Source organism: Streptomyces sp. 11-1-2 (genome assembly GCF_003595545.1).
GTDB classification, from domain to species: Bacteria; Actinomycetota; Actinomycetes; order Streptomycetales; family Streptomycetaceae; genus Streptomyces; species Streptomyces hygroscopicus_B.
In genome coordinates, this window is record NZ_CP022545.1 from 2,905,293 (window position 1) to 2,923,156 (window position 17,864).

Genomic DNA, 17,864 nt, shown 5'->3' on the forward strand with positions numbered 1-17,864 from the left:
CGAGGGTGGAGCGGCGGACGGGCGGGCGCAGCGCGTCCCGCATGACCGGCGTCCCGTCGAAGCGCAGCCCGGGGATGCCGTCGCCGAGCAGGACCGGGGCCACGGTGACATAGAGCCGGTGCAGCGCCCCCGCGTGCAGAAAGCGGGACACGGTGACGCCGCCGCCCTCGATGAGCACCCGGCCCAGTCCGCGCCGCGCGAGCGCCCGCACCAGCCGGTGGGGGGCAAAGGCGTCGGGCTCCGTGAGCGTCAGCAGCTCCACCCCGTCCGGCGGCGCCGGCCGGCGCTCGCCGGTGGGGCCCACCACCCACAGGGTCGGAGCTGAGCCATCGGTGAACACGCGTCGGTCGAGCGGCACCCGGCCGCGGGGATCGAGGACGACCCGTACCGGGTGGGTGCCCGCGCAGACGCGGACGGTGAGCTGGGGGTCGTCCGCGACGGCGGTGCCGGCCCCGACGACCACCGCGTCGGCCAGGGCGCGCAGCCGGTGGAGATGGCGGCGGTCCTCCTCGCCGGTGACGTAGTCGGCGTCGCCGGTGCGGGTGGCGATGAATCCGTCCAGGCTCTGACCGAGCTGAGCGATCGTCAGCCGCGGCCCGGCCAGGCACAGCGGGAGATAGCGGTCGACCAGGAGCCGGGCCTCCGGCGAGGCGGGCTCACTCCACCGCCGCCTGCCGTCCGGGCCCCGGACCAGACCGGCGGCCCCGGTGTCCGCCTCGCTCCGGACGGAGCGCAGCCGCTCCCATGCCTCTTCCGTTTCCAGAAAGGTCATCACGCCTCCTTCTCGGCACCGACCAGGGAAAGATACTCGGCGAAGGAATCGACGAGCCCGGCCAGCAGTTCCTTTCCCTTATGTGCGGACGCCCTGGAAGGCCGGCCGATGACGCCGGACTCCGTATAGGCGGACATACCGAGGGTGAGCAGATGTTTCCGATCGTCGGATATCCAGTCGGAGGTTTCATGACCGGGCCGGACGAGTTCTGGATGGGCATGCAGGAGTATGGATGTCTCCAGTTCCCCCGCATGCATATCGCTGTTCGACGGGGTACGTACTCCGGCGCGGGTCCTGGCGGCGTCCCAGTCCGCCGATCCAGGGAATAGCGCCATACCGAAGTCACCACCGGCGGATTCCTGAACGATGTTGCGCAGTACGTAATTCCCGCCGTGTCCGTTCACCAGAATCAGACCGCGTATACCCGAGCGCCGGAGCGAGTCGGCGATATCGCGGACCACGGCGTAGAGGGTGGCCGCGGACAGGGAGACCGTGCCTGGCCAGGCCGCATGTTCATGGGAGCAGGAGATCGTCACCGGGGGCAGGTGAAGCACCGGATACGCGGCCGCGATCTCGCCTGCGATCGTGCCGGCGATGACCGTGTCGGTCGCCAGCGGGAGAAATGCGCCGTGTTGTTCGAAGCTGCCTACGGGAAGCACGGCGACATCGGCCCGGTCGGCCCGCACTTCCTCCGTCGTCTGTGTCGGCAAGACCATGCCGACCTGCGGACGCGTTCCCGAACCGCTCATATCGTGGACCTTTCAGGTGTCGGCCGGACAGCTTGTTGCCGCGGCTTTGTCATTCTCCTGTACAAGGGCGGTGGTTTTCCAGATAAGATCGGGACATGACAGAAAGTGATGGCGTGTTCGATGTCGACGCCCGCCCCTCGGGTGTCGAACGAGTGGTGAATGTCCGGCTGTCCACGAAGCATGGCGACTTTCTCGCGATCGGCTATCGGGACCTCGTTCGCGGTGATGAACAAATGGCGCTGGTATACGGCGATGTCACCGGTGAGGAAGCGCTTACCCGCCTGCATTCGGAGTGCCTCACCGGAGACGCGTTCGGCTCCCGTCACTGCGAGTGCGGCGACCAGCTCTCCGCGGCGCTGAAGGCGATCGCGGCCGAGGGCCGGGGCATTCTCGTCTATCTGAGGGGTCATGAGGGACGCGGGATCGGGCTGCTCGCCAAGCTCCAGGCGATGAAGCTCCAGACGGAGGGGCTGGACACCGTCGAGGCCAACCTCGCCCTCGGCCTGCCGGCGGACGCCCGGGACTACAAGGTGGCGGCGGACGTCCTGCACGACCTCAAGGTGCGCTCCGTGCGGCTGCTGTCCAACAACCCCCAGAAGCGGGACGCGCTGCTGCGGCATGGCGTCAGGGTCAGCGAGCAGGTGCCGCTGCTGATGACTCCGCACAAGGAGAACCTCCCGTATCTGCTCACCAAGCGGGATCGCATGGACCACTATCTGCCCCATCTGGAAGCCGTGATCCAGCGCACCTGAAGGAGAGCCCGGCCGGGGGCCGCGGCCCCGTCCACCGGCGTCGACCGGACGCGAGCCGCGGCCCGCCATCGGTGTGGCCATACCGCCGAACGGGCGATCAGTGCCCATATGTCCGAGAATGGGGGTGCTGCGTGACGTTCCGACGGACGACGATCAAGGGTAGGGACCATGGACCTGGAGATCGAGCTCCGGGTGGACGGGACCGAGCACCGCCTCACCGTCGACACCCGTACGACGCTGCTGGACGCCCTGCGCGAGCAATTGGGGAACACCAGCCCCAAGAAGGGCTGCGACCACGGACAGTGCGGCGCCTGCACCCTGCTGCTCGACGGCCGCCGGGTCCTCGGCTGCCTCGCGCTGGCCGTCGCCCACCAGGGCGCGGACATCGTCACGGCGGCGGGGCTCACCAACGGTGAGCTGCACCCGCTCCAGCAGTCGTTCATCGCCCATGACGCCTTCCAGTGCGGCTACTGCACACCCGGTCAGATCGTCTCGGCGGCCGGAATGCTGCAGGAGGCCGGGGAGGGCTGGCCGAGCGCCGTGAGCAAGGACCTGGGTGCCACCGATGTGGTGCTGGACGACGAGGAGATCGCCGAGCGGATGAGCGGCAACCTGTGCCGCTGCGCCGCGTACGCGAACATCGTCCCGGCGATCGCGGAGGTGGCGCACCGATGAGGCCCTTTCGCTACGAGCGCGCCGATGAGGTGTCGGCGGCCGTCACCACCCTGGTCCGGGAGCCGGACGCGGCCTATCTGGCCGGGGGGACCAATCTGGTCGATCTGATGCGGCTGGAGGTGGCGACCCCGGAACTGCTGATCGACGTCCGGCGGCTCACCTCCGACCGGATCGAGGAGCTGCCCGACGGGGGGCTGCGGATCGGCGCGGCCGTGCCCAACAGCGATCTGGCCGCCGACCCCCGGGTCCGGCGACGCTATCCGGTGCTCTCCCAGGCGCTGCTCTCGGGCGCCTCCGGCCAGTTGCGCAACCTCGCCACCACCGGCGGGAATCTGCTGCAGCGCACCCGCTGCCCGTACTTCCAGAACGTCACCACCGCCTGCAACAAGCGCACACCGGGCGCGGGCTGCTCGGCCATGGAGGGCTATCAGCGCGATATGGCGATCCTGGGCGCCTCCCCCACCTGTGTGGCCACCCACCCCTCCGACATGGCCGTCGCGCTGGCCGCGCTGGACGCGGTGGTGACGGTGGCCGGCCCGGCCTCCGAGCGCCGGATCCGGCTGACCGAGCTGCACCGGCTGCCGGAGGCCGCCCCCGAGCGCGACACCGTCCTGGCGCGCGGTGAGCTGATCACCGGGGTGGAGCTGCCGCCCCCGCATTCCGCGGTCCGCTCGCGCTACCGCAAGGTGCGCGACCGCGCCTCGTACGCCTTCGCGCTGGTCTCCGTCGCCGCCGCGCTGGAGGTCACCGACGGGGCGGTACGGGACGCGCGCATCGCGCTGGGCGGGGTGGCGCACAAGCCCTGGCGGGCCACCACGGCCGAGGCGGTGCTGCGCGGCGCGCCCGCGACCCGGGAGAGCTTCCTGGACGCGGCCGCGGCCGAGCTGTCCGCGGCGCGACCGCTGCCGGGCAACGCCTTCAAGGTCCCGCTCGCCCGCAACACGATGGTCGCCACCCTGCTGGAGCTGCTGGAGGAGGCGCGATGAGCCACGTCACAGCCCGCCCCCACGCCATCGGCCTCCCGATGGACCGCGTCGACGGCGCGCAGAAGGTCACCGGCACCGCCACCTACGCCTATGAATGGCCCCTCGACCAGCCCGTCTATCTGTATCCGCTGCAGTCCACGATCGCCTCCGGCCGGGTCACCGGGGTGGACAGCGCGCTCGCGGAGGCGGAGCCGGGAGTGCTGGCCGTGCTCAGCCATCTCAACGCCCCCACACTGACCCGGCCCGACGATCCGGAGCTCGCGGTCCTGCAGTCCGACGAGGTCGCCTGGCGCGGCCAGTTCATCGGGGCGATCGTCGCCGAGTCGTTGGAGACCGCGCGCCGCGCGGCGGGGCTCGTCCGCGTCACTTACGAGAGCCGGCCCCCCGATGTGGTGCTGCGCGCCGACCGCGACGACCTCTACTCCCCGGTGCACGCCGCCGCCTTCGGCACGGGCGGTGGAGAGCTGCAGGACGGCTCGCCCGCCGACAGTCTGCTGGGGGACGTCGATACGGCGCTGGCGGCGTCGCCGATCATGGTGGACACCACGTACTCCACGCCGATGTACCACAACAACCCGATGGAGCCGCACACCGCCGTCGTCACCTGGCTGAACGGCGAGCTGCTGGTGCGCTGCTCCTCCCAGGGCGTCTCCATGAGCCAGGCCCTGATCTCCGGGGTGCTGGGGCTAGAGCCGGGGCGGGTGCGGGTGGTCTCCCCGCATGTCGGGGGCGCGTTCGGCTCGAAGGTCTACCCCCACGCGTACGCCGTCCTCGCCGCGATGGCCGCCCGGATCGTCCGGCGGCCGGTCAAGTTCACCCTCACCCGGCAGCAGATGTTCGCCCTGGTCGGCTACCGTCCGGCGTCGATCCAGCGGATCCGGCTGGGCGCCGGCCGGGACGGCAGGCTCACCGCGCTGGCCCACGATGTGATCGAGCAGACCGCCAAGGCCAAGGGGTACGCGGAGCAGGTGGGCGTCTGCTCCCGGCTGATGTACGCGGCGCCGCACCGGCGCACCACCCACCGGCTGGCCCCGCTGGACATCCCGGTGCCGACGATCATGCGGGCGCCGGGCGAGGCACAGGGGATGTACGCGCTGGAGTCGGCCATGGACGAGATGGCGATCGCCTGCGGTCTTGACCCGGTGGAGTTCCGGATCCGCAATGAGCCGGAGGTGCATCCGGAGTCCGGGCTGCCGTTCTCCAGCCGCCATCTGACCGACTGTCTGCGCGAGGGCGCCCGCCGGTCCGGATGGGAGCACCGTGACCCGGCCCCCCGGGCGCACCGCGAGGGGCGCTGGCTGGTGGGCACCGGCGTGGCCGTCTCGACGTATCCCTCCCCCCGCTTCCCCGGCAACGCGGCCACCATCCGGGTCGGCCCGGACGGCCGCTACACGGTGCGGATCGCCGCCGCCGACCTGGGCACCGGCACCTGGACGGCGCTCACCCAGATCGCCGCGGACGCGCTGAGCGTCCCGGTCGGGCAGGTGGAGATGCGGATCGGGGACACGGCGCTGCCGGCCGCGTCGGTCGCCGGGTTCTCGGCCGGCATCAACAGCTGGGGCACCGCGATCTGGGAGGCGGCGGACCGGCTGCGGGACCGGCTGCGGGCCGAACACGGCGGTATCGCGCCGCCGGAGGGGCTGGAAGTCACCGCGGAGATGCCCGGCGGCAACCCGGAGGCCGAGCGCTATGCGATGCACAGCTTCGGCGCCCAGTTCGCCGAGGTACGGGTCGACGGGGACACCGGTGAACTGCGGGTGACGCGGCTGCTGGGGATGTTCGACGTGGGCCGGGTCATCAATCCCAAGACGGCCCGCTCGCAGCTCATCGGCGGGATGACCCAGGGGATGTCGATGGCGCTGTACGAGCACAGTGTGCTCGACCCGCGGTTCGGCCATGTGGTCAACCACGACTTCGCCCAGTACCACATCGCCTCCCACGCCGATGTCCACGCGATCGAGGCCCACTGGCTGGACGAGCCCGATCCGTACACCAACCCCATGGGGGCCAAGGGCCTCGGTGAGGTGGGCATCGTGGGCACCGCCGCGGCCATCGGCAACGCCGTGCACCACGCCACCGGGGTCCGGGTCCGCGAACTGCCCATCACTCTCGACAAGCTGGTGTCCTAGCCATGGCCCCGGCACCCATCCTGGTGACCGGCGCCGCGGGGAGCGTCGGAGGCATCGGCCGCACCGTCGTGGAGGAGCTGCGCCGGCGCGATCTGCCGGTGCGGGCCATGGTCCACCGGGAGGACGAGCGGGCCGACGCGCTGCGCGCGACGGGCGCGGAGGTGGTGGCGGGCGATCTGGCCCGCGCCCCGGACGTGGTCCGCGCGATGGACGGCTGCGGACGGATGTACTTCGGCATGAGCGTCTCGTCGCGGTATCTGGAGGCCACGGTGACGACGGCGGCGGTCGCCCGCGAATACGCGCGGCTGGAGGTGCTGGTCAACATGTCGCAGATGACGGTCTCCCAGATGGACCTCACCAGCACCACGGAGTCCGATCAGCACCGGCTGCAGTGGCTGGGCGAACAGGCCCTCGACTGGTCCGGGTTGCCCGTCACCCACCTCAGGCCCACCGTCTTCATGGAGAATCCGCTCTTCTCGGTCTTCGTCCACTCCTCCATCGCGCAGGAGGGCACGATCCGGCTGCCGTTCGGCACCGGGCGCACCTCCCCGGTCGCGGCGCGGGACGTCGCCGCGGTGGTGACGGAGATCCTGGTGGACCCCTCCTCGCACATCGGCAGGACCTACCATCTGACCGGCCCGGCCTCCGTCGACATGACCACCATGGCCGGGGAGTTCGCCGACGCGCTCGGCCGGCCGGTCAGCTACGTGGACGTCTCCTACGAAGCCTGGGTCAACCACGACCTGCGGGCCCTGGGCCTGCCCGACCACGTCTTCCAGCATCTGGCGACCATGGCCCGGCTGCACGCGGAGAACCGCTACGACCGCCGGACCGACGACATCGAGACGATCACGGGGAGGCCCGCGACCGGAGTGCGGGACTTCGTCCATGAGCACCCCGAGATGTTCACGAAATGACGTGGGCGGAACGGATTCGCGGTGCGGGTACTGCTGGGCATCATCGGCGCGGTCATCGTGCTGGGAATCTTCGCCTCGGTGCTGCGCACCCTGGTCATTCCCCGGCCGACCCGGCCGGTTTCACCGGCTTCGTCCAGCGCTCGGTGAGCCGACCGTTCCGGTTCATGGGCCCAGGTCGACCTGCTGGACGACATCGGCGACCTCTTCCGCGGCATCCCGTACGACGCCGACCCGCGCCCGGAGGATCCGGTGCGGCTCGGCTACGAGGACTTCCTGCGCGGGGTGGAACGGATGCGCACCTACGGCTATCCGATGGAGCGCACAGCGGAGGAGGCGTGGCCGCACTTCCGCGGCCGGCGGGTGAACTACGAGACGCTCGCCTACCACCTGGCCCAGGACATCGACGCGGTCCCGGCCCCCTGGTCGGGCCCCCGCCGCACCACCCTGTCCGTCCGGTCCCCACCGACCCCGGACGACCGTCGCCCGACGGGGTAGCACATTGTCTTGGATATACCGCTGAGGGAGTAAATTTTCTCCATGGGCATGGACGAGGCCATCGCCGCGCGGATACGCATGATCACCGAGGCGGGTGACCGGCTGAGCGGCCCCGATCTGCTCGGATTCGCGCTCGACCATGCCGTGACGGAGACCGGCGGTCTCGGCGGCATGGTGCATCTGCGCGGCCCCGGCACCCGGTCGCTGCGGCTCGCGGCGGTGCACGGGCTGATCCGTACGGTCGCCCGGGACTGGGCGGAGGTCGAGGCGGCCGGCGCCGGCGCCCCGGCCCGCGCGGTGGCCCAGGGCGCGACGGTGTGGGCGCCGGCCCTCGGCGCCGGGGGCGGCACGGGCCCGGCGCTGCCCGCCGGAAGCGGGCTGCTGTCGGTTCCACTGATCACTCCGGAGAAGGTCATCGGCGCGCTGTCGGTGCTGACGGCCCCGGCCGAGCGGCCCACACCGGAGCGGCGGGCGGCCGTCGAGGCGCTGGCCGCGTGGGCCGCCCCGCGGCTGCGGGAGTACCCTCCCGACCGGGACCGGGACCGGGGCGGCACCGGCAATTCGCTGGCGGACGACCAGGTGAGCCAGGCGCTCTGGCATATGAGCGACGCGTTCTTCGCGGTCGACGGCGACTGGCGCATCACCTTCGTCAACGGCGAGGCGGAGCGGCTGCTCGGCGCCGCGCGGACGACTCTCGGCCGGACCCTGTGGGACGCCTTCGCGCGACTGAGCGTCGACGACGCGGAACCGGGCCTGCGGAACCGCTACCAGCAGGCCGCCGAGAGCGGCACCCCGGTCGGGTTCGACGTGCGCTGGCCCACCAATCAGCGCTGGTACTCCATGCGGCTGGTCCCGGTGCCGAACGGGCTCACGGTCTACGCCGCCGATATCACCGCGAGCCGGGCGCGGGAGGCGGAGCGGGCCGCGGCCGAGCACGCGGCGGCCGAGCGCACCGCGCGGATCGGCGAGCTGACCGACGCCCTCGCGCAGGCCCTGACGATGCGCGACGTGGTGAACGCCATCGCCGACCGGGTGCTGCCGCCGTTCGGCGCCTCGGGGATGGTGGTGCAGCTCATCGAGAGCGACGTGATCCGGATCGCCGGGGCCGTCGGCTATCCGCAGCCCTTCCTGGAGTCGATCGACGGGGCCTCGATCCATGATGTGTCGCCGGTCTCGGAGGTATACCGGACCGGGGCGCCGGCCTTCGTCGAGTCGGCCGAGGAGTACACCGCGCGCTATCCCGGCATGGGCGGGCGGCCCGCCGCGGCGCAGAAGCAGGCATGGGCCTTTCTGCCGTTGATCGTCTCCGGCCGGAACATCGGTTGCTCCGTGGTCGCCTTCGCCGAGCCGCGCCGGCTCGACGCGGAGGAGCGGGCCCTGCTCACCGCACTCAGCGCACTGATGGGCCAGGCCATCGAGCGCGCCCGGCTGTACGACATGGAGCACACCCGGGCCAAGGAGCTCCAGCGCGGGCTGCTGCCACGTGCTCTGCCGTCGCTGTCCTCGGTCACCACCGCCGCACGCTATCTGCCCGCCAGCGAGGGCATCGACGTGGGCGGTGACTGGTACGACGTGATCCCGCTCTCCGGCGCCCGGGTGGCCCTGGTCATCGGCGATGTGATGGGTCACGGGCTGTCCGAGGCGGCCACCATGGGCCGGCTGCGCACCGCCGTGAACACCCTGGCCGAGCTGGAGTTTCCGCCCGCCGAGTTGCTCACCCGCCTCAACGACCTGGTGAGCGACCTGGGGGACAACCTCTACGCGACCTGCCTGTACGCCGTGTACGACCCGGCCAACGCCACCTGCGTCTTCGCCAGCGCCGGACATCCACCACCGGCCGTCGTACGCCCCGGCCACCCGGTCCGCTTCGTCGGCGGCGCCCCCGATCCACCGCTGGGCGCGGCCCGGCCGCCGTTCGAGACCACCGAGGTGGCTCTGGAGGAGGGCAGTCTGCTGGTGCTGTACACCGACGGTCTGGTGGAATCCGCCGCCCGGGACATCGACCGCGGAATGCGGCACCTGGCGAGCGCGCTGGCCGGCGCGGCCCGCGCGCCCGGCCCGGGGGACGCCCGGCGCGACGGAGACCGGGGCGACGGAGACCGGGGCGAGCACGCGTCGCTGGAGCGGCTGTGCGACGAGGTGCTGGCCGAGTTGCTACCAGAGAAGCAGCTCACCGCCGATGACGCGGCGCTGCTCATCGCCCGCACCCATGCGCTCGCCTCCGACCACATCGCCGCATGGCCGCTGTCCGAAGGGCCGATCGCCGCGGGCGAGGCCCGCGATCACGTCCGGGACCAGCTCACCCGCTGGGAGCTGGCCCCGCTCACCCCCATCGCGGAGCTGCTGGTCAGCGAGTTGGTCGCGAACGCGATCCGGCACGGCAGGGGCCCGATCGGGCTGCGGCTGCTGCGCAGCGAGGAGTTGATCTGCGAGGTGACCGACGGCTCTTTGACCACACCCCGGATCCGCCATGCCTCGGAGACCGACGAGGGCGGACGCGGGCTCCAACTGGTCTCGGCCCTCTCCCAGCGCTGGGGCACCCGCTACACGTCCACCGGCAAGTGCATCTGGACCGCACAGCCACTCCCCTGACGCCCCGGCGGGAGGCGGCGGTGTCCGTCGTGCTTCAGTCGGCCCAGGCGCCGCTCCCGGCGGTCTCGCGGACGTAGTCGGCGAAGTCCCGGGGCGCCCGGCCCAGAACGCGGTGAACGCCGTCCCCCAGCCGCGCGTTGCGCCCGTCCAGCAAGGTGGCGAACAGGTCGGTGAGAAACGCCCCCAGCTCGTCCGGCAGCCCGTGGTCGCGCACCAGCGCGGCCCCGTACTCCTCGGCGGGGACCGGCGCATAGCGCACCGCGCGGCCCGTCGCCCCGGCGATCTCCGCGGCCGCCTCGGCGAAGGTCAGCAGCCTCGGCCCGGTGATCTCGTAGCTCCGGCCCGCGTGTCCCTCCCCGGTCAGCGCCGCGACCGCGACCTCGGCGATGTCGTCGGCGTCCACGAAGGGCTCCTTGACCTCCCCGGCCGGAAAGACGATCTCGCCGTCGAGCACCCCCTCGCGCAGAATGCCCTCGTCGAAGTTCTGGCAGAACCAACTCGCCCGCAGCACGGTCCACTCCACACCCGGCACCCGCACCGCCTCCTCGGCGGGCAGCGCCGCCTCCACGCCCCGGGCGGAGAGCAACACCAGCCGCCGGGTGCCGCGCTCGGCCGCCCGTTCGGCGAAGGCGCGGAGGGTGGCGGCGGCGCCCGGGTCGCAGACGTCGGGATAGTAGGCGAGGTACACCGCGACGGCGCCGTCCAGCGCGGGCTCCCAGGTGCGCGGATCCTCCCAGTCGAACGGCGTCTCGCCGGACCGGGAGCCGATCCGCACCGGGTGCCCGGCCCGGACCAGTCGGTCCGCGACCCGGCGGCCGGTCTTGCCGGTGCCGCCGAGCACCAGGACGGTCGTGGGGTCGGCGGGCTGTGCTTGCGCGGGCTGTGTTTCCGTGTGCTGTGTCGTCATACGGCCAGTCAACTCGCGGGCGGTGAGACGGGCCATGGCCGAGAGGCTCGGCCGCATAAGCGAGCGTCTACGCTGTGCGCCATGGACGCGCTGGCGAGTCTGCTGGACGGCCCGCGGGCCCGGGGGGCCTTTCTGCTGCGGGTCGTGATGGAGCCGCCCTGGGCGGTACGGATCGAGGACCGGGCCCCGCTGTGCGTGATGACCATGGCGCGCGGCGAGGCATGGGTGGTGCCGGACGAGGGCGAGGCGGTGCGGCTGCGCCCGGGGGACGTGGCCATCGCGCGCGGCCCCGCCCCGTACACGGTCGCCGACGACCCCGCCACCGCGCCGCAGGCGTGGATCCTCCCCGGTGAGGTGTGCCGCACGGCGGACGGCGCGGATCTGGCCGAGGCGATGGCGCTGGGGGTGCGCACCTGGGGCAACAGCCCGGACGGCTCCGCCACGATGCTCATCGGCACCTATCAGCTGGACGGGGAGATCAGCGGACGGCTGCTGGACGCGCTGCCCCCGCTGCTGGCACTGGACGGCGAGGTGTGGGACTGCCCCCTGATGCCCTGGCTCGGCGAGGAGATCGTCAGGGACGAGGCCGGGCAGGAGGCGGTCCTGGACCGGCTGCTGGATCTGCTGCTGATCTCCGTGCTGCGGGCCTGGTTCTCCCGGCCGGAGGCCCGGGCGCCGGGCTGGTACCGGGCGCTGGGCGACCCGGTGGTGGGCCGTGCGCTGCGGCTGCTGCAGCACAACCCGGCACATCCGTGGACCGTGGCCGGGCTCGCCGCCGAGACGGGGGTCTCGCGTGCGGCGCTGGCCCGCCGCTTCACCGACCTGGTGGGCGAGCCGCCCATGGCGTATCTGACCGGCTGGCGGCTGGCGCTCGCGGCGGATCTGCTCCGGGACCCGGAGAGCACCCTGGCGGCGGTGGCCCGGCGGGTCGGCTACGGCAGTGCGTTCGCCCTCAGCGCGGCGTTCACGCGCGAGCGCGGCCTCAGCCCGCGGGCGTACCGTGAGGCGGCATTAAGCGGGGCCAACGCTTTCGGCAACAAAAGCTGACTCGTTTTTTGCCGCGAGCCCTCTCAACCCGCGGGCGCGCCGCGCCGCGGCATGCGGCGGCTGATGGGTGACACCCGCAGACAGCCGTCCGGCCCGCAGGTGGTGGCGCGGTCGTAGAGGTCCATCAGGCGGCGGGCGCCGCGGGCGATGTCGTAGCGGTCGATGGCGTCCGGGACCGGGAAGCGCAGCGGGCCCCCGGCGGCCTGCCTGCGCAGGGCGTCGGCGAGGGCGGCCGGGCCGGGGGCGATGCGGCGGGCGCCGGGGACGGCCCCGGCGGGGAGCTCGTCGAGGGCGGGGCAGACGGTGTGCAGCACCGGCAGCCCGGCCGCCAGCCCCTCCAACGCCGCGAGGCCGAACGCCTCCTCGGTGGAGGGCGAGACCAGGACGTCCATGGCGGCCAGCAGTCCGGGCAGCCCCGCGGGCCGGTCGTCCGGCGGGGCCACCGCGCCGTCGCGCTCCCCCAGCAGCCGCACCCGGTCGGCCACGCCGAGCCGGGCGGCCAGGTCCTCCAGGGCGGGGCGCTCGGGGCCCTCGCCGACCAGCAGCAGCCGGGTGTCCGGCACCTCGGCGACGGCCCGTACCGCCGCGTCGAACCGCTTGTCGGCCACCAGGCGGCCGACCCCGCCGACCACGAAGGCCCGGTCGGGGAGGCCGAGACGGGCGCGGGCGGCCGACCGGGCGGCCGGTTCGAAGCGGAAGTGGCGGGCGTCGATCCCGTTCGGCACCAGATGGATCCGGGGGTTGGGCACGCCCCAGTCGCGCAGCCGGTCGGCGACGGCGGCCGAGACGGCGACGGTGGCCGAGCCCAGCCGCTCGGCGGCGAGATAGCGGGCGCGGAGGGCGGCCGTGAGCGGACGGCCGTCGATCCGCCGCTCGCCCAGGCTGTGTTCGGTGGCGATGACCGCCCGCACCCCGGCCAGCCGGGCGGCGATCCGGCCGAGCACACATGCCCGGTACAGATGGGTGTGCACCAGGTCGTAGCCGCCGGACCGGATGATCCGCACCAGCCTGGGCACCGTGGTGAGCTGCCGCTCGCGCCCGCTGCCCAGGGGCACATGGGTGACCGGGATGCCGTCCGCGCGAATGCCGTGCGCGGTGGCGCCGGGGCCCGAGAGGGCGATGACGTCACAGCGCACCGGCAAATGGCGCAGTAGCAGCCTCAGTTGCTGTTCGGCTCCTCCGGCCCCGAGGCGGGAGATGATGTGCAGGACTCTCATCGGGCGACTGCGCCCCATCCTCCGTATTCCGATGGGCTTCGATCGGTGCCGACCCTGCCAGACGGCGGGATGTAAATCACGTAAGACGCGCACCGCTGGGCCGTCGGAGTGGATGTCTTACGGGCCGCCAACAAGGGCGCGCCGAATATCCGATGTGCACCGCCAGCCCTCATGGGATTGTTACCTTCTCATCTCGCGCGATGACCTGAAGAATATGGCCCGTATGGGTCATCGCGGCGCGCCATTCGGTTCGAGCCAGCCCCGCGGGAGTGCCCAGATGTCTGCACCGACCCCCGTCAGAGATTCCCCCCGGAAAGCCACCGCACACACCGTATCCGCCGGGATGCCGCCCGCGCGTACCGCGTCGGATTCCCGCGTCCCGCACCACCGTTCCGCCTCGGTGTACGAGTACAAGCGGTACAGCGAGCTGGCGGGCCCGCTGACCAACGCCCCCACGGACCGCCCCTACCGGGTGCGCTGCCGGAGTCTGCTGGCGCAGGAGCCGCACCGGATCCGTGCCGCGCTGCTGCTGTGCGCGGCGCCGGTGTGCTCGGCGCTGCTGCTGCTGTGGCTGCTGCACCCCGATCACTGGCTGGAGCGCGACTATGCGCCGTGGTGGCAGCGGGCGGCGGACCTCGCGATGCTGGTCTCGATCGCGCTGATCGAGGGCTTTCGCCTGTTCACGGTCGTCTCCAACGCCCATGCGACGCTGGTGGCGCGGGATCCGGTGCCGGTGGTGGCCGAGCCGGGGACCCGGGTGGCGTTCCTGACCAGCTTCGTGCCCGGCAAGGAGCCGATCGCGATGGTCCGGGCCACGCTGGAGGGGGCGGTGCGGATCCGGCACACCGGGCCGCTGGACGTATGGCTGCTGGACGAGGGGGACGACGAGGAGGTCAAGGCGCTGTGCGCACGACTGGGCGTACGGCATTTCTCCCGCAAGGGCATCGAGAAGTGGAATCAGCCGAAGGGCGCTTTCCGGGCGAGGACCAAGCACGGGAATTACAACGCCTGGCTGGACGCCCATGGCGACGCGTACGAATTCATGGCGTGTGTGGATACCGACCATGTGCCGCTGCCCAACTTCCTGGAGCGCATGCTGGGTTACTTCCGGGATCCGGATATCGCCTTTGTCGTCGGTCCGCAGGTCTACGGGAATTACGACACCCCGGTCACCAAGGCCGCCGAAAGCCAGCAGTTCCTTTTCCACGCGCTGATCCAGCGGGCGGGAAACGCCTATGGCGGCCCGATGTTCGTGGGCACCAACAACGCGGTGCGGATCAGCGCGCTGCGCTCGATCGGCGGGCTGTACGACTCGATCACCGAGGACATGGCCACCGGCTTCGAGCTGCACCGCCACCGCAACCCCGCCACGCGCAAGAAGTGGCGCTCGGTCTACACCCCCGATGTGCTCGCGGTCGGCGAGGGGCCGAGCACCTGGACGGACTTCTTCACCCAGCAGATGCGGTGGAGCCGGGGCACCTACGAGACCGTGCTCAAGCAGTTCTGGAAGGGCCCGTTCACCCTGTCGCCCGGCAAGCTGCTCAACTACTCGCTGATGATCGCGTACTACCCGATGACCGCACTCAACTGGATCCTCTCCGCGCTGTCGTGTGCGCTGTTCCTGGTGCTGGGCGCGGCCGGGATCCACATCCCCGCCGAGATGTGGATGATGCTCTACAGCGACGCGGCCATGCTGCAGATCGGGCTGTACATCTGGAACCGGCGGCACAACGTCTCCCCGCATGAGCCGGAGGGCTCCGGCGGGCTGGCCGGGATGCTGCTCTCGGCGCTGTCGGCCCCGATCTACGCCAAGTCGCTGTGCGACGCGGCGCTGCGCCGCACCAGCCGGTTCGTGGTCACGCCCAAGGGCGACTCGTCCAGCCCGGACCGGCTCTCCACGTTCCGTATCCATCTGCTGTGGGCCGGGGTGTTCGGCTCCTCTCTGGTCGCCTCGTTCTTCCTGGGCCACGCCCATGTGGTGATGCGGACCTGGGCGGCGCTCGCCCTCGCGCTGTGTCTGGCGCCGGTGGCGATCTGGTCGGTGGGGCTGCTGCGCCGCGGCCGGAAGCGCCCGGCGCGCGGAACGGTGCCGACGGCGCGCGACGCGGCCAGCCCCTGTGCGGTCCCGAAGGCGAAGAACAAGAAGAACAAGAGCAAGAACGAGGACAAGGAAAAGGCGCCGGTCTGCGCGCTGTGACCGGCGGCTGGGCGGCTAGGGCTTGTCCGGTCGATCATGTTCTGAGCCAGATGGCGAGTGCTGCTGCGGTGGCTGTGCCGAGGAAGACGTAGCCGCGCTTGTCGTATCTGGTGGCCACGGCCCGGTGCTGCTTGAGTCGGTTGATGGCTCGTTCGATGGTGTTGCGTTTCTTGTACCGCTCTTCATCGAAGCCGGGTGGCCGTCCGCCGCGTGAGCCTTTGCGCAGGCGGGCGGCCTGGGTGTCAGCCTTCTCCGGGATGGTGTGCCGGATTCCCCGGCGTCGCAGGTACTTGCGGATGGGTCCGTTGCTATAGGCCTTGTCCGCGGCGAGGCTGTCAGGCCCCTTGCGGGGCCTGCCCGGGCCGAGCTTAGGAACGCGGATCTTGTCCAGCACCTTCGTGAACTGGGTGCAGTCCGCCCGCTGGCCTGGTGTGACGATGAGGGACAGCGGGCGGCACCGGCCGTCGGCGCTCAGGTGGAGTTTGCTGGTGAACCCGCCCCGCGAGCGGCCCAGGCCCTCACTTCCTGCACCACCTCCACCAGGCGGGCATGCAGGCTCTGCCACGCTGTTTCGCCCTGGTGTTCTGCTTGCTCGGCCCCCTTTGATGCCGGGATCGGCGGCGGATCGGTCCGGGCGCCGGCCGCGTGCTGATGAGCGCGAACAATGGTGGAGTCCACCGAGATGTCCCAGTCGATCTCACCCGCCGCGTCAGCCGCAGCCTGGACCTGCTGCAGCAGACGTTCCCACGTCCCGTCCGCCGACCACAGCCGGTGCCGTTCATAGACCGTCTTCCACGGCCCGAACCGTTCCGGCAGGTCACGCCACTGCACACCAGTCCGCACCCGGTGCAGAATCCCGTCGATCACCTGCCTGTGATCCCTCCACCGGCCACAACGCCTATTGCTGACCGGCAGGAACGGCCGCAGCCGTTCCCACTCAGCATCGCTCAAGTCACCCCGCCCCATGTCCACATCAACGACCCGGACGGCGAGTAGTCACATGATCGGCCGGACAAGCCCTAGTACTCCAGCAGCGTTTCGCTATCTGGCCTGGTCAGGGGTGTCGTCCGGAGTGTAGTGGGCTGGTGGTGTGTCAGGGGCGGTCTTGCCGGAGTGCCCCTCCAACGAGTGGATCGGGGAAATGGCCGGGCTGTGATACGGACAGCCTCCCAACGTGATCGACGAACATGCGGACGCGGCCTGGGAACGAGAACTCGACGACCTCTTCCTCTGCATCGGCCACCGGTTTGGCCGTGCCGACCTGCGGCGCCGGATGCGGGACTATGTGCGGGGCCTGCTCGCCCCTGTCGGCCGCAAGAACGGCTGGCAACTGGCCGAGTTCGCCGGGCATCGCACCCCCGATGGCCTCCAGCGGTTGCTGAATGGAGCAACCTGGAACGCCGCCGACGTCCGCGACGACCTGCAGTCATATGTCGCCAGGCACCTCGGCGATGACGGCGGGGTGCTCGTCATCGATGACACCGGCTTCATCAAGAAGGGCACCACCTCGGCCGGAGTGCAGCGCCAATACTCCGGCACCGCCGGCCGCACCGAGAACTGCCAGATCGGTGTCTTCGCCGCCTACGCCACCAGCACCGGACGGGCGTTGGTGGACCGGGAGCTGTACTTGCCCAGGTCGTGGACGGACGACCGCGAGCGCTGCCGGGCGGCGAAAGTCCCCGACGAACGCGGCTTCGCCACCAAGGGAGAGCTGGCCAAGCGCCTCGTACTGCGTGCCCTGGCCTCCGATCTCCCCCTCGCCTGGGTGGCCGCGGACGCCGCCTACGGGCAAGAGGGACGCTTCCGCCGTCTGCTGGAGCAGTCCGGTCTCGGCTATGTGCTCGCAGTGCCCAAGTCCCAGCAGGTCTTCGGCCCGCGCATCGACCACCTCTTCGCTCAGGCCCCCGTGGAGGCATGGGAGCCGATCTCGTGCGGCGACGGGGCCAAGGGGCCGCGGCTCTACCACTGGGCGGCACTGGAATTGCCCACGGTGGCCGAGTTCGACTACCAGGGCGATGTTCCCGTCCGTCGGCGGTGGGCACTGGCCCGCCGCAGTCCCAGCAAGCCCGAGCAGATCGCGTATTTCCTCGCCTACGCCCCACGGGAGGCCGCGGTGGCCGACCTGGTGCGGATCGCCGGGATGCGCTGGCAGATCGAGGAGTGCTTCCAGGCCGCGAAGAACGAGTGCGGCCTGGACCAGTACGAGGTCCGCCGTTACATCGGCTGGTACCGGCACATCACCCTGGCCATGCTTGCCCATGCCTACCTCGCGGTCATGGCGGCCGACGCGGGAGCAAAGGGGGGTGCAGAAACGCTTCCGGCCCCCTGGCTCCGCTCACCGTGGCAGAAGTCCGGCGGCTCCTGGCGCCTCGCCTCACCGGGAACCGCCGACCCGACCGGTCGCTTCGCGCGCACATGCTGAACTGGTC

Annotated in this window: 15 protein-coding genes and 1 pseudogene; 11 read left to right on the plus strand and 5 right to left on the minus strand. The window is 71.4% G+C overall.

What is annotated here, in order from left to right:
• Positions 1–133: 133 nt before the first annotated feature.
• Together CGL27_RS51955 and CGL27_RS12180 are read right to left on the minus strand one after the other, a co-directional pair.
• Positions 134–772, minus strand: a pseudogene (locus CGL27_RS51955) (RibD family protein); the annotation flags it as partial.
• Positions 772–1,521 carry a creatininase family protein gene (locus CGL27_RS12180; protein ID WP_078640552.1) on the minus strand — a complete coding sequence of 250 codons (750 nt, stop codon included), beginning with the start codon at positions 1,519–1,521 and terminating at the stop codon, positions 772–774. The pseudogene CGL27_RS51955 and the gene CGL27_RS12180, both read right to left, overlap by 1 nt.
• 95 nt (positions 1,522–1,616) lie before the next feature.
• Between CGL27_RS12180 and ribA the strand changes: the two genes are divergently transcribed.
• The 8 genes from ribA to CGL27_RS12215 all read left to right on the plus strand — a co-directional run bounded on the left by ribA (position 1,617) and on the right by CGL27_RS12215 (position 10,067).
• Positions 1,617–2,273 carry a GTP cyclohydrolase II gene (gene ribA / locus CGL27_RS12185; protein ID WP_119986538.1) on the plus strand — a complete coding sequence of 219 codons (657 nt, stop codon included), beginning with the start codon at positions 1,617–1,619 and terminating at the stop codon, positions 2,271–2,273.
• Between the two features lie 168 nt (positions 2,274–2,441).
• Entirely contained in the window at positions 2,442–2,948 is a 507-nt protein-coding gene (locus CGL27_RS12190) for a 2Fe-2S iron-sulfur cluster-binding protein (protein ID WP_119986540.1), read from the plus strand.
• On the plus strand, positions 2,945–3,934 hold the full coding sequence (locus CGL27_RS12195; RefSeq protein ID WP_119986542.1) for a xanthine dehydrogenase family protein subunit M: 990 nt from the start codon (positions 2,945–2,947) through the stop codon (positions 3,932–3,934). Before CGL27_RS12190 ends, CGL27_RS12195 begins: the two co-directional genes overlap by 4 nt.
• On the plus strand, positions 3,931–6,063 hold the full coding sequence (locus CGL27_RS12200) for a xanthine dehydrogenase family protein molybdopterin-binding subunit (RefSeq protein WP_119986544.1): 2,133 nt from the start codon (positions 3,931–3,933) through the stop codon (positions 6,061–6,063). Before CGL27_RS12195 ends, CGL27_RS12200 begins: the two co-directional genes overlap by 4 nt.
• Before the next feature lie 2 nt (positions 6,064–6,065).
• Positions 6,066–6,980, plus strand: a complete 915-nt coding sequence (locus tag CGL27_RS12205) for an NAD(P)H-binding protein (protein WP_119986546.1) — start codon at positions 6,066–6,068, stop codon at positions 6,978–6,980.
• Between the two features lie 21 nt (positions 6,981–7,001).
• Complete coding sequence (locus CGL27_RS53120; RefSeq protein ID WP_276147835.1) at positions 7,002–7,127, plus strand: hypothetical protein; 126 nt, start codon at positions 7,002–7,004, stop codon at positions 7,125–7,127.
• Positions 7,128–7,229: 102 nt separating this feature from the next.
• On the plus strand, positions 7,230–7,475 hold the full coding sequence (locus tag CGL27_RS12210) for a hypothetical protein (protein ID WP_205587680.1): 246 nt from the start codon (positions 7,230–7,232) through the stop codon (positions 7,473–7,475).
• Between the two features lie 42 nt (positions 7,476–7,517).
• Positions 7,518–10,067: a SpoIIE family protein phosphatase gene (locus CGL27_RS12215; protein ID WP_119986547.1), complete on the plus strand. Its 2,550-nt coding sequence runs from the start codon at positions 7,518–7,520 to the stop codon at positions 10,065–10,067.
• Positions 10,068–10,101: 34 nt separating this feature from the next.
• Here CGL27_RS12215 and CGL27_RS12220 read toward each other — a convergent pair whose 3' ends face one another.
• A complete protein-coding gene (locus CGL27_RS12220) occupies positions 10,102–10,974 on the minus strand; it encodes an NAD(P)H-binding protein (RefSeq protein WP_240450476.1) in 873 nt (290 codons plus the stop codon).
• Positions 10,975–11,055: 81 nt separating this feature from the next.
• On the opposite strand from CGL27_RS12220, the gene CGL27_RS12225 reads away from it, so the two are divergent.
• On the plus strand, positions 11,056–12,021 hold the full coding sequence (locus CGL27_RS12225) for an AraC family transcriptional regulator (protein ID WP_119986551.1): 966 nt from the start codon (positions 11,056–11,058) through the stop codon (positions 12,019–12,021).
• 23 nt (positions 12,022–12,044) lie between these two features.
• Here CGL27_RS12225 and CGL27_RS12230 read toward each other — a convergent pair whose 3' ends face one another.
• Entirely contained in the window at positions 12,045–13,238 is a 1,194-nt protein-coding gene (locus CGL27_RS12230; RefSeq protein ID WP_078640562.1) for a glycosyltransferase, read from the minus strand.
• Between the two features lie 343 nt (positions 13,239–13,581).
• On the opposite strand from CGL27_RS12230, the gene CGL27_RS12235 reads away from it, so the two are divergent.
• The gene (locus tag CGL27_RS12235) at positions 13,582–15,435 is read left to right on the plus strand and encodes a cellulose synthase catalytic subunit (protein ID WP_240450970.1); all 1,854 of its coding nucleotides are present in this window, start codon (positions 13,582–13,584) and stop codon (positions 15,433–15,435) included.
• Between the two features lie 34 nt (positions 15,436–15,469).
• On the opposite strand, the gene CGL27_RS12240 is transcribed toward CGL27_RS12235, so the two are convergent.
• Positions 15,470–16,401 (minus strand): IS5 family transposase gene (locus tag CGL27_RS12240; protein ID WP_240450477.1). Its coding sequence is split into 2 segments (ribosomal slippage): positions 15,470–15,982 and positions 15,985–16,401, totalling 930 coding nucleotides; the frame shifts between segments, so codons are not numbered across the junction.
• Positions 16,402–16,669: 268 nt separating this feature from the next.
• Here CGL27_RS12240 and CGL27_RS12245 point away from each other — a divergent pair.
• Entirely contained in the window at positions 16,670–17,857 is a 1,188-nt protein-coding gene (locus CGL27_RS12245) for an IS701 family transposase (protein ID WP_119994361.1), read from the plus strand.
• Positions 17,858–17,864 lie beyond the last annotated feature (7 nt).

What these genes read in the sequence shown, in the direction of transcription:
- CGL27_RS12195 (WP_119986542.1), top strand. Translation starts at nt 2,945, where the DNA reads ATGAGGCCCTTTCGCTACGAGCGCGCCGATGAGGTGTCGGCGGCCGTC.
- CGL27_RS12180 (WP_078640552.1), bottom strand. Translation starts at nt 1,521, where the DNA reads ATGAGCGGTTCGGGAACGCGTCCGCAGGTCGGCATGGTCTTGCCGACA.
- CGL27_RS12220 (WP_240450476.1), bottom strand. Translation starts at nt 10,974, where the DNA reads ATGACGACACAGCACACGGAAACACAGCCCGCGCAAGCACAGCCCGCC.
- CGL27_RS12225 (WP_119986551.1), top strand. Translation starts at nt 11,056, where the DNA reads ATGGACGCGCTGGCGAGTCTGCTGGACGGCCCGCGGGCCCGGGGGGCC.
- ribA (WP_119986538.1), top strand. Translation starts at nt 1,617, where the DNA reads ATGACAGAAAGTGATGGCGTGTTCGATGTCGACGCCCGCCCCTCGGGT.
- CGL27_RS12215 (WP_119986547.1), top strand. Translation starts at nt 7,518, where the DNA reads ATGGGCATGGACGAGGCCATCGCCGCGCGGATACGCATGATCACCGAG.
- CGL27_RS12190 (WP_119986540.1), top strand. Translation starts at nt 2,442, where the DNA reads ATGGACCTGGAGATCGAGCTCCGGGTGGACGGGACCGAGCACCGCCTC.
- CGL27_RS12230 (WP_078640562.1), bottom strand. Translation starts at nt 13,238, where the DNA reads ATGAGAGTCCTGCACATCATCTCCCGCCTCGGGGCCGGAGGAGCCGAA.
- CGL27_RS12205 (WP_119986546.1), top strand. Translation starts at nt 6,066, where the DNA reads ATGGCCCCGGCACCCATCCTGGTGACCGGCGCCGCGGGGAGCGTCGGA.
- CGL27_RS12235 (WP_240450970.1), top strand. Translation starts at nt 13,582, where the DNA reads ATGCCGCCCGCGCGTACCGCGTCGGATTCCCGCGTCCCGCACCACCGT.
- CGL27_RS12200 (WP_119986544.1), top strand. Translation starts at nt 3,931, where the DNA reads ATGAGCCACGTCACAGCCCGCCCCCACGCCATCGGCCTCCCGATGGAC.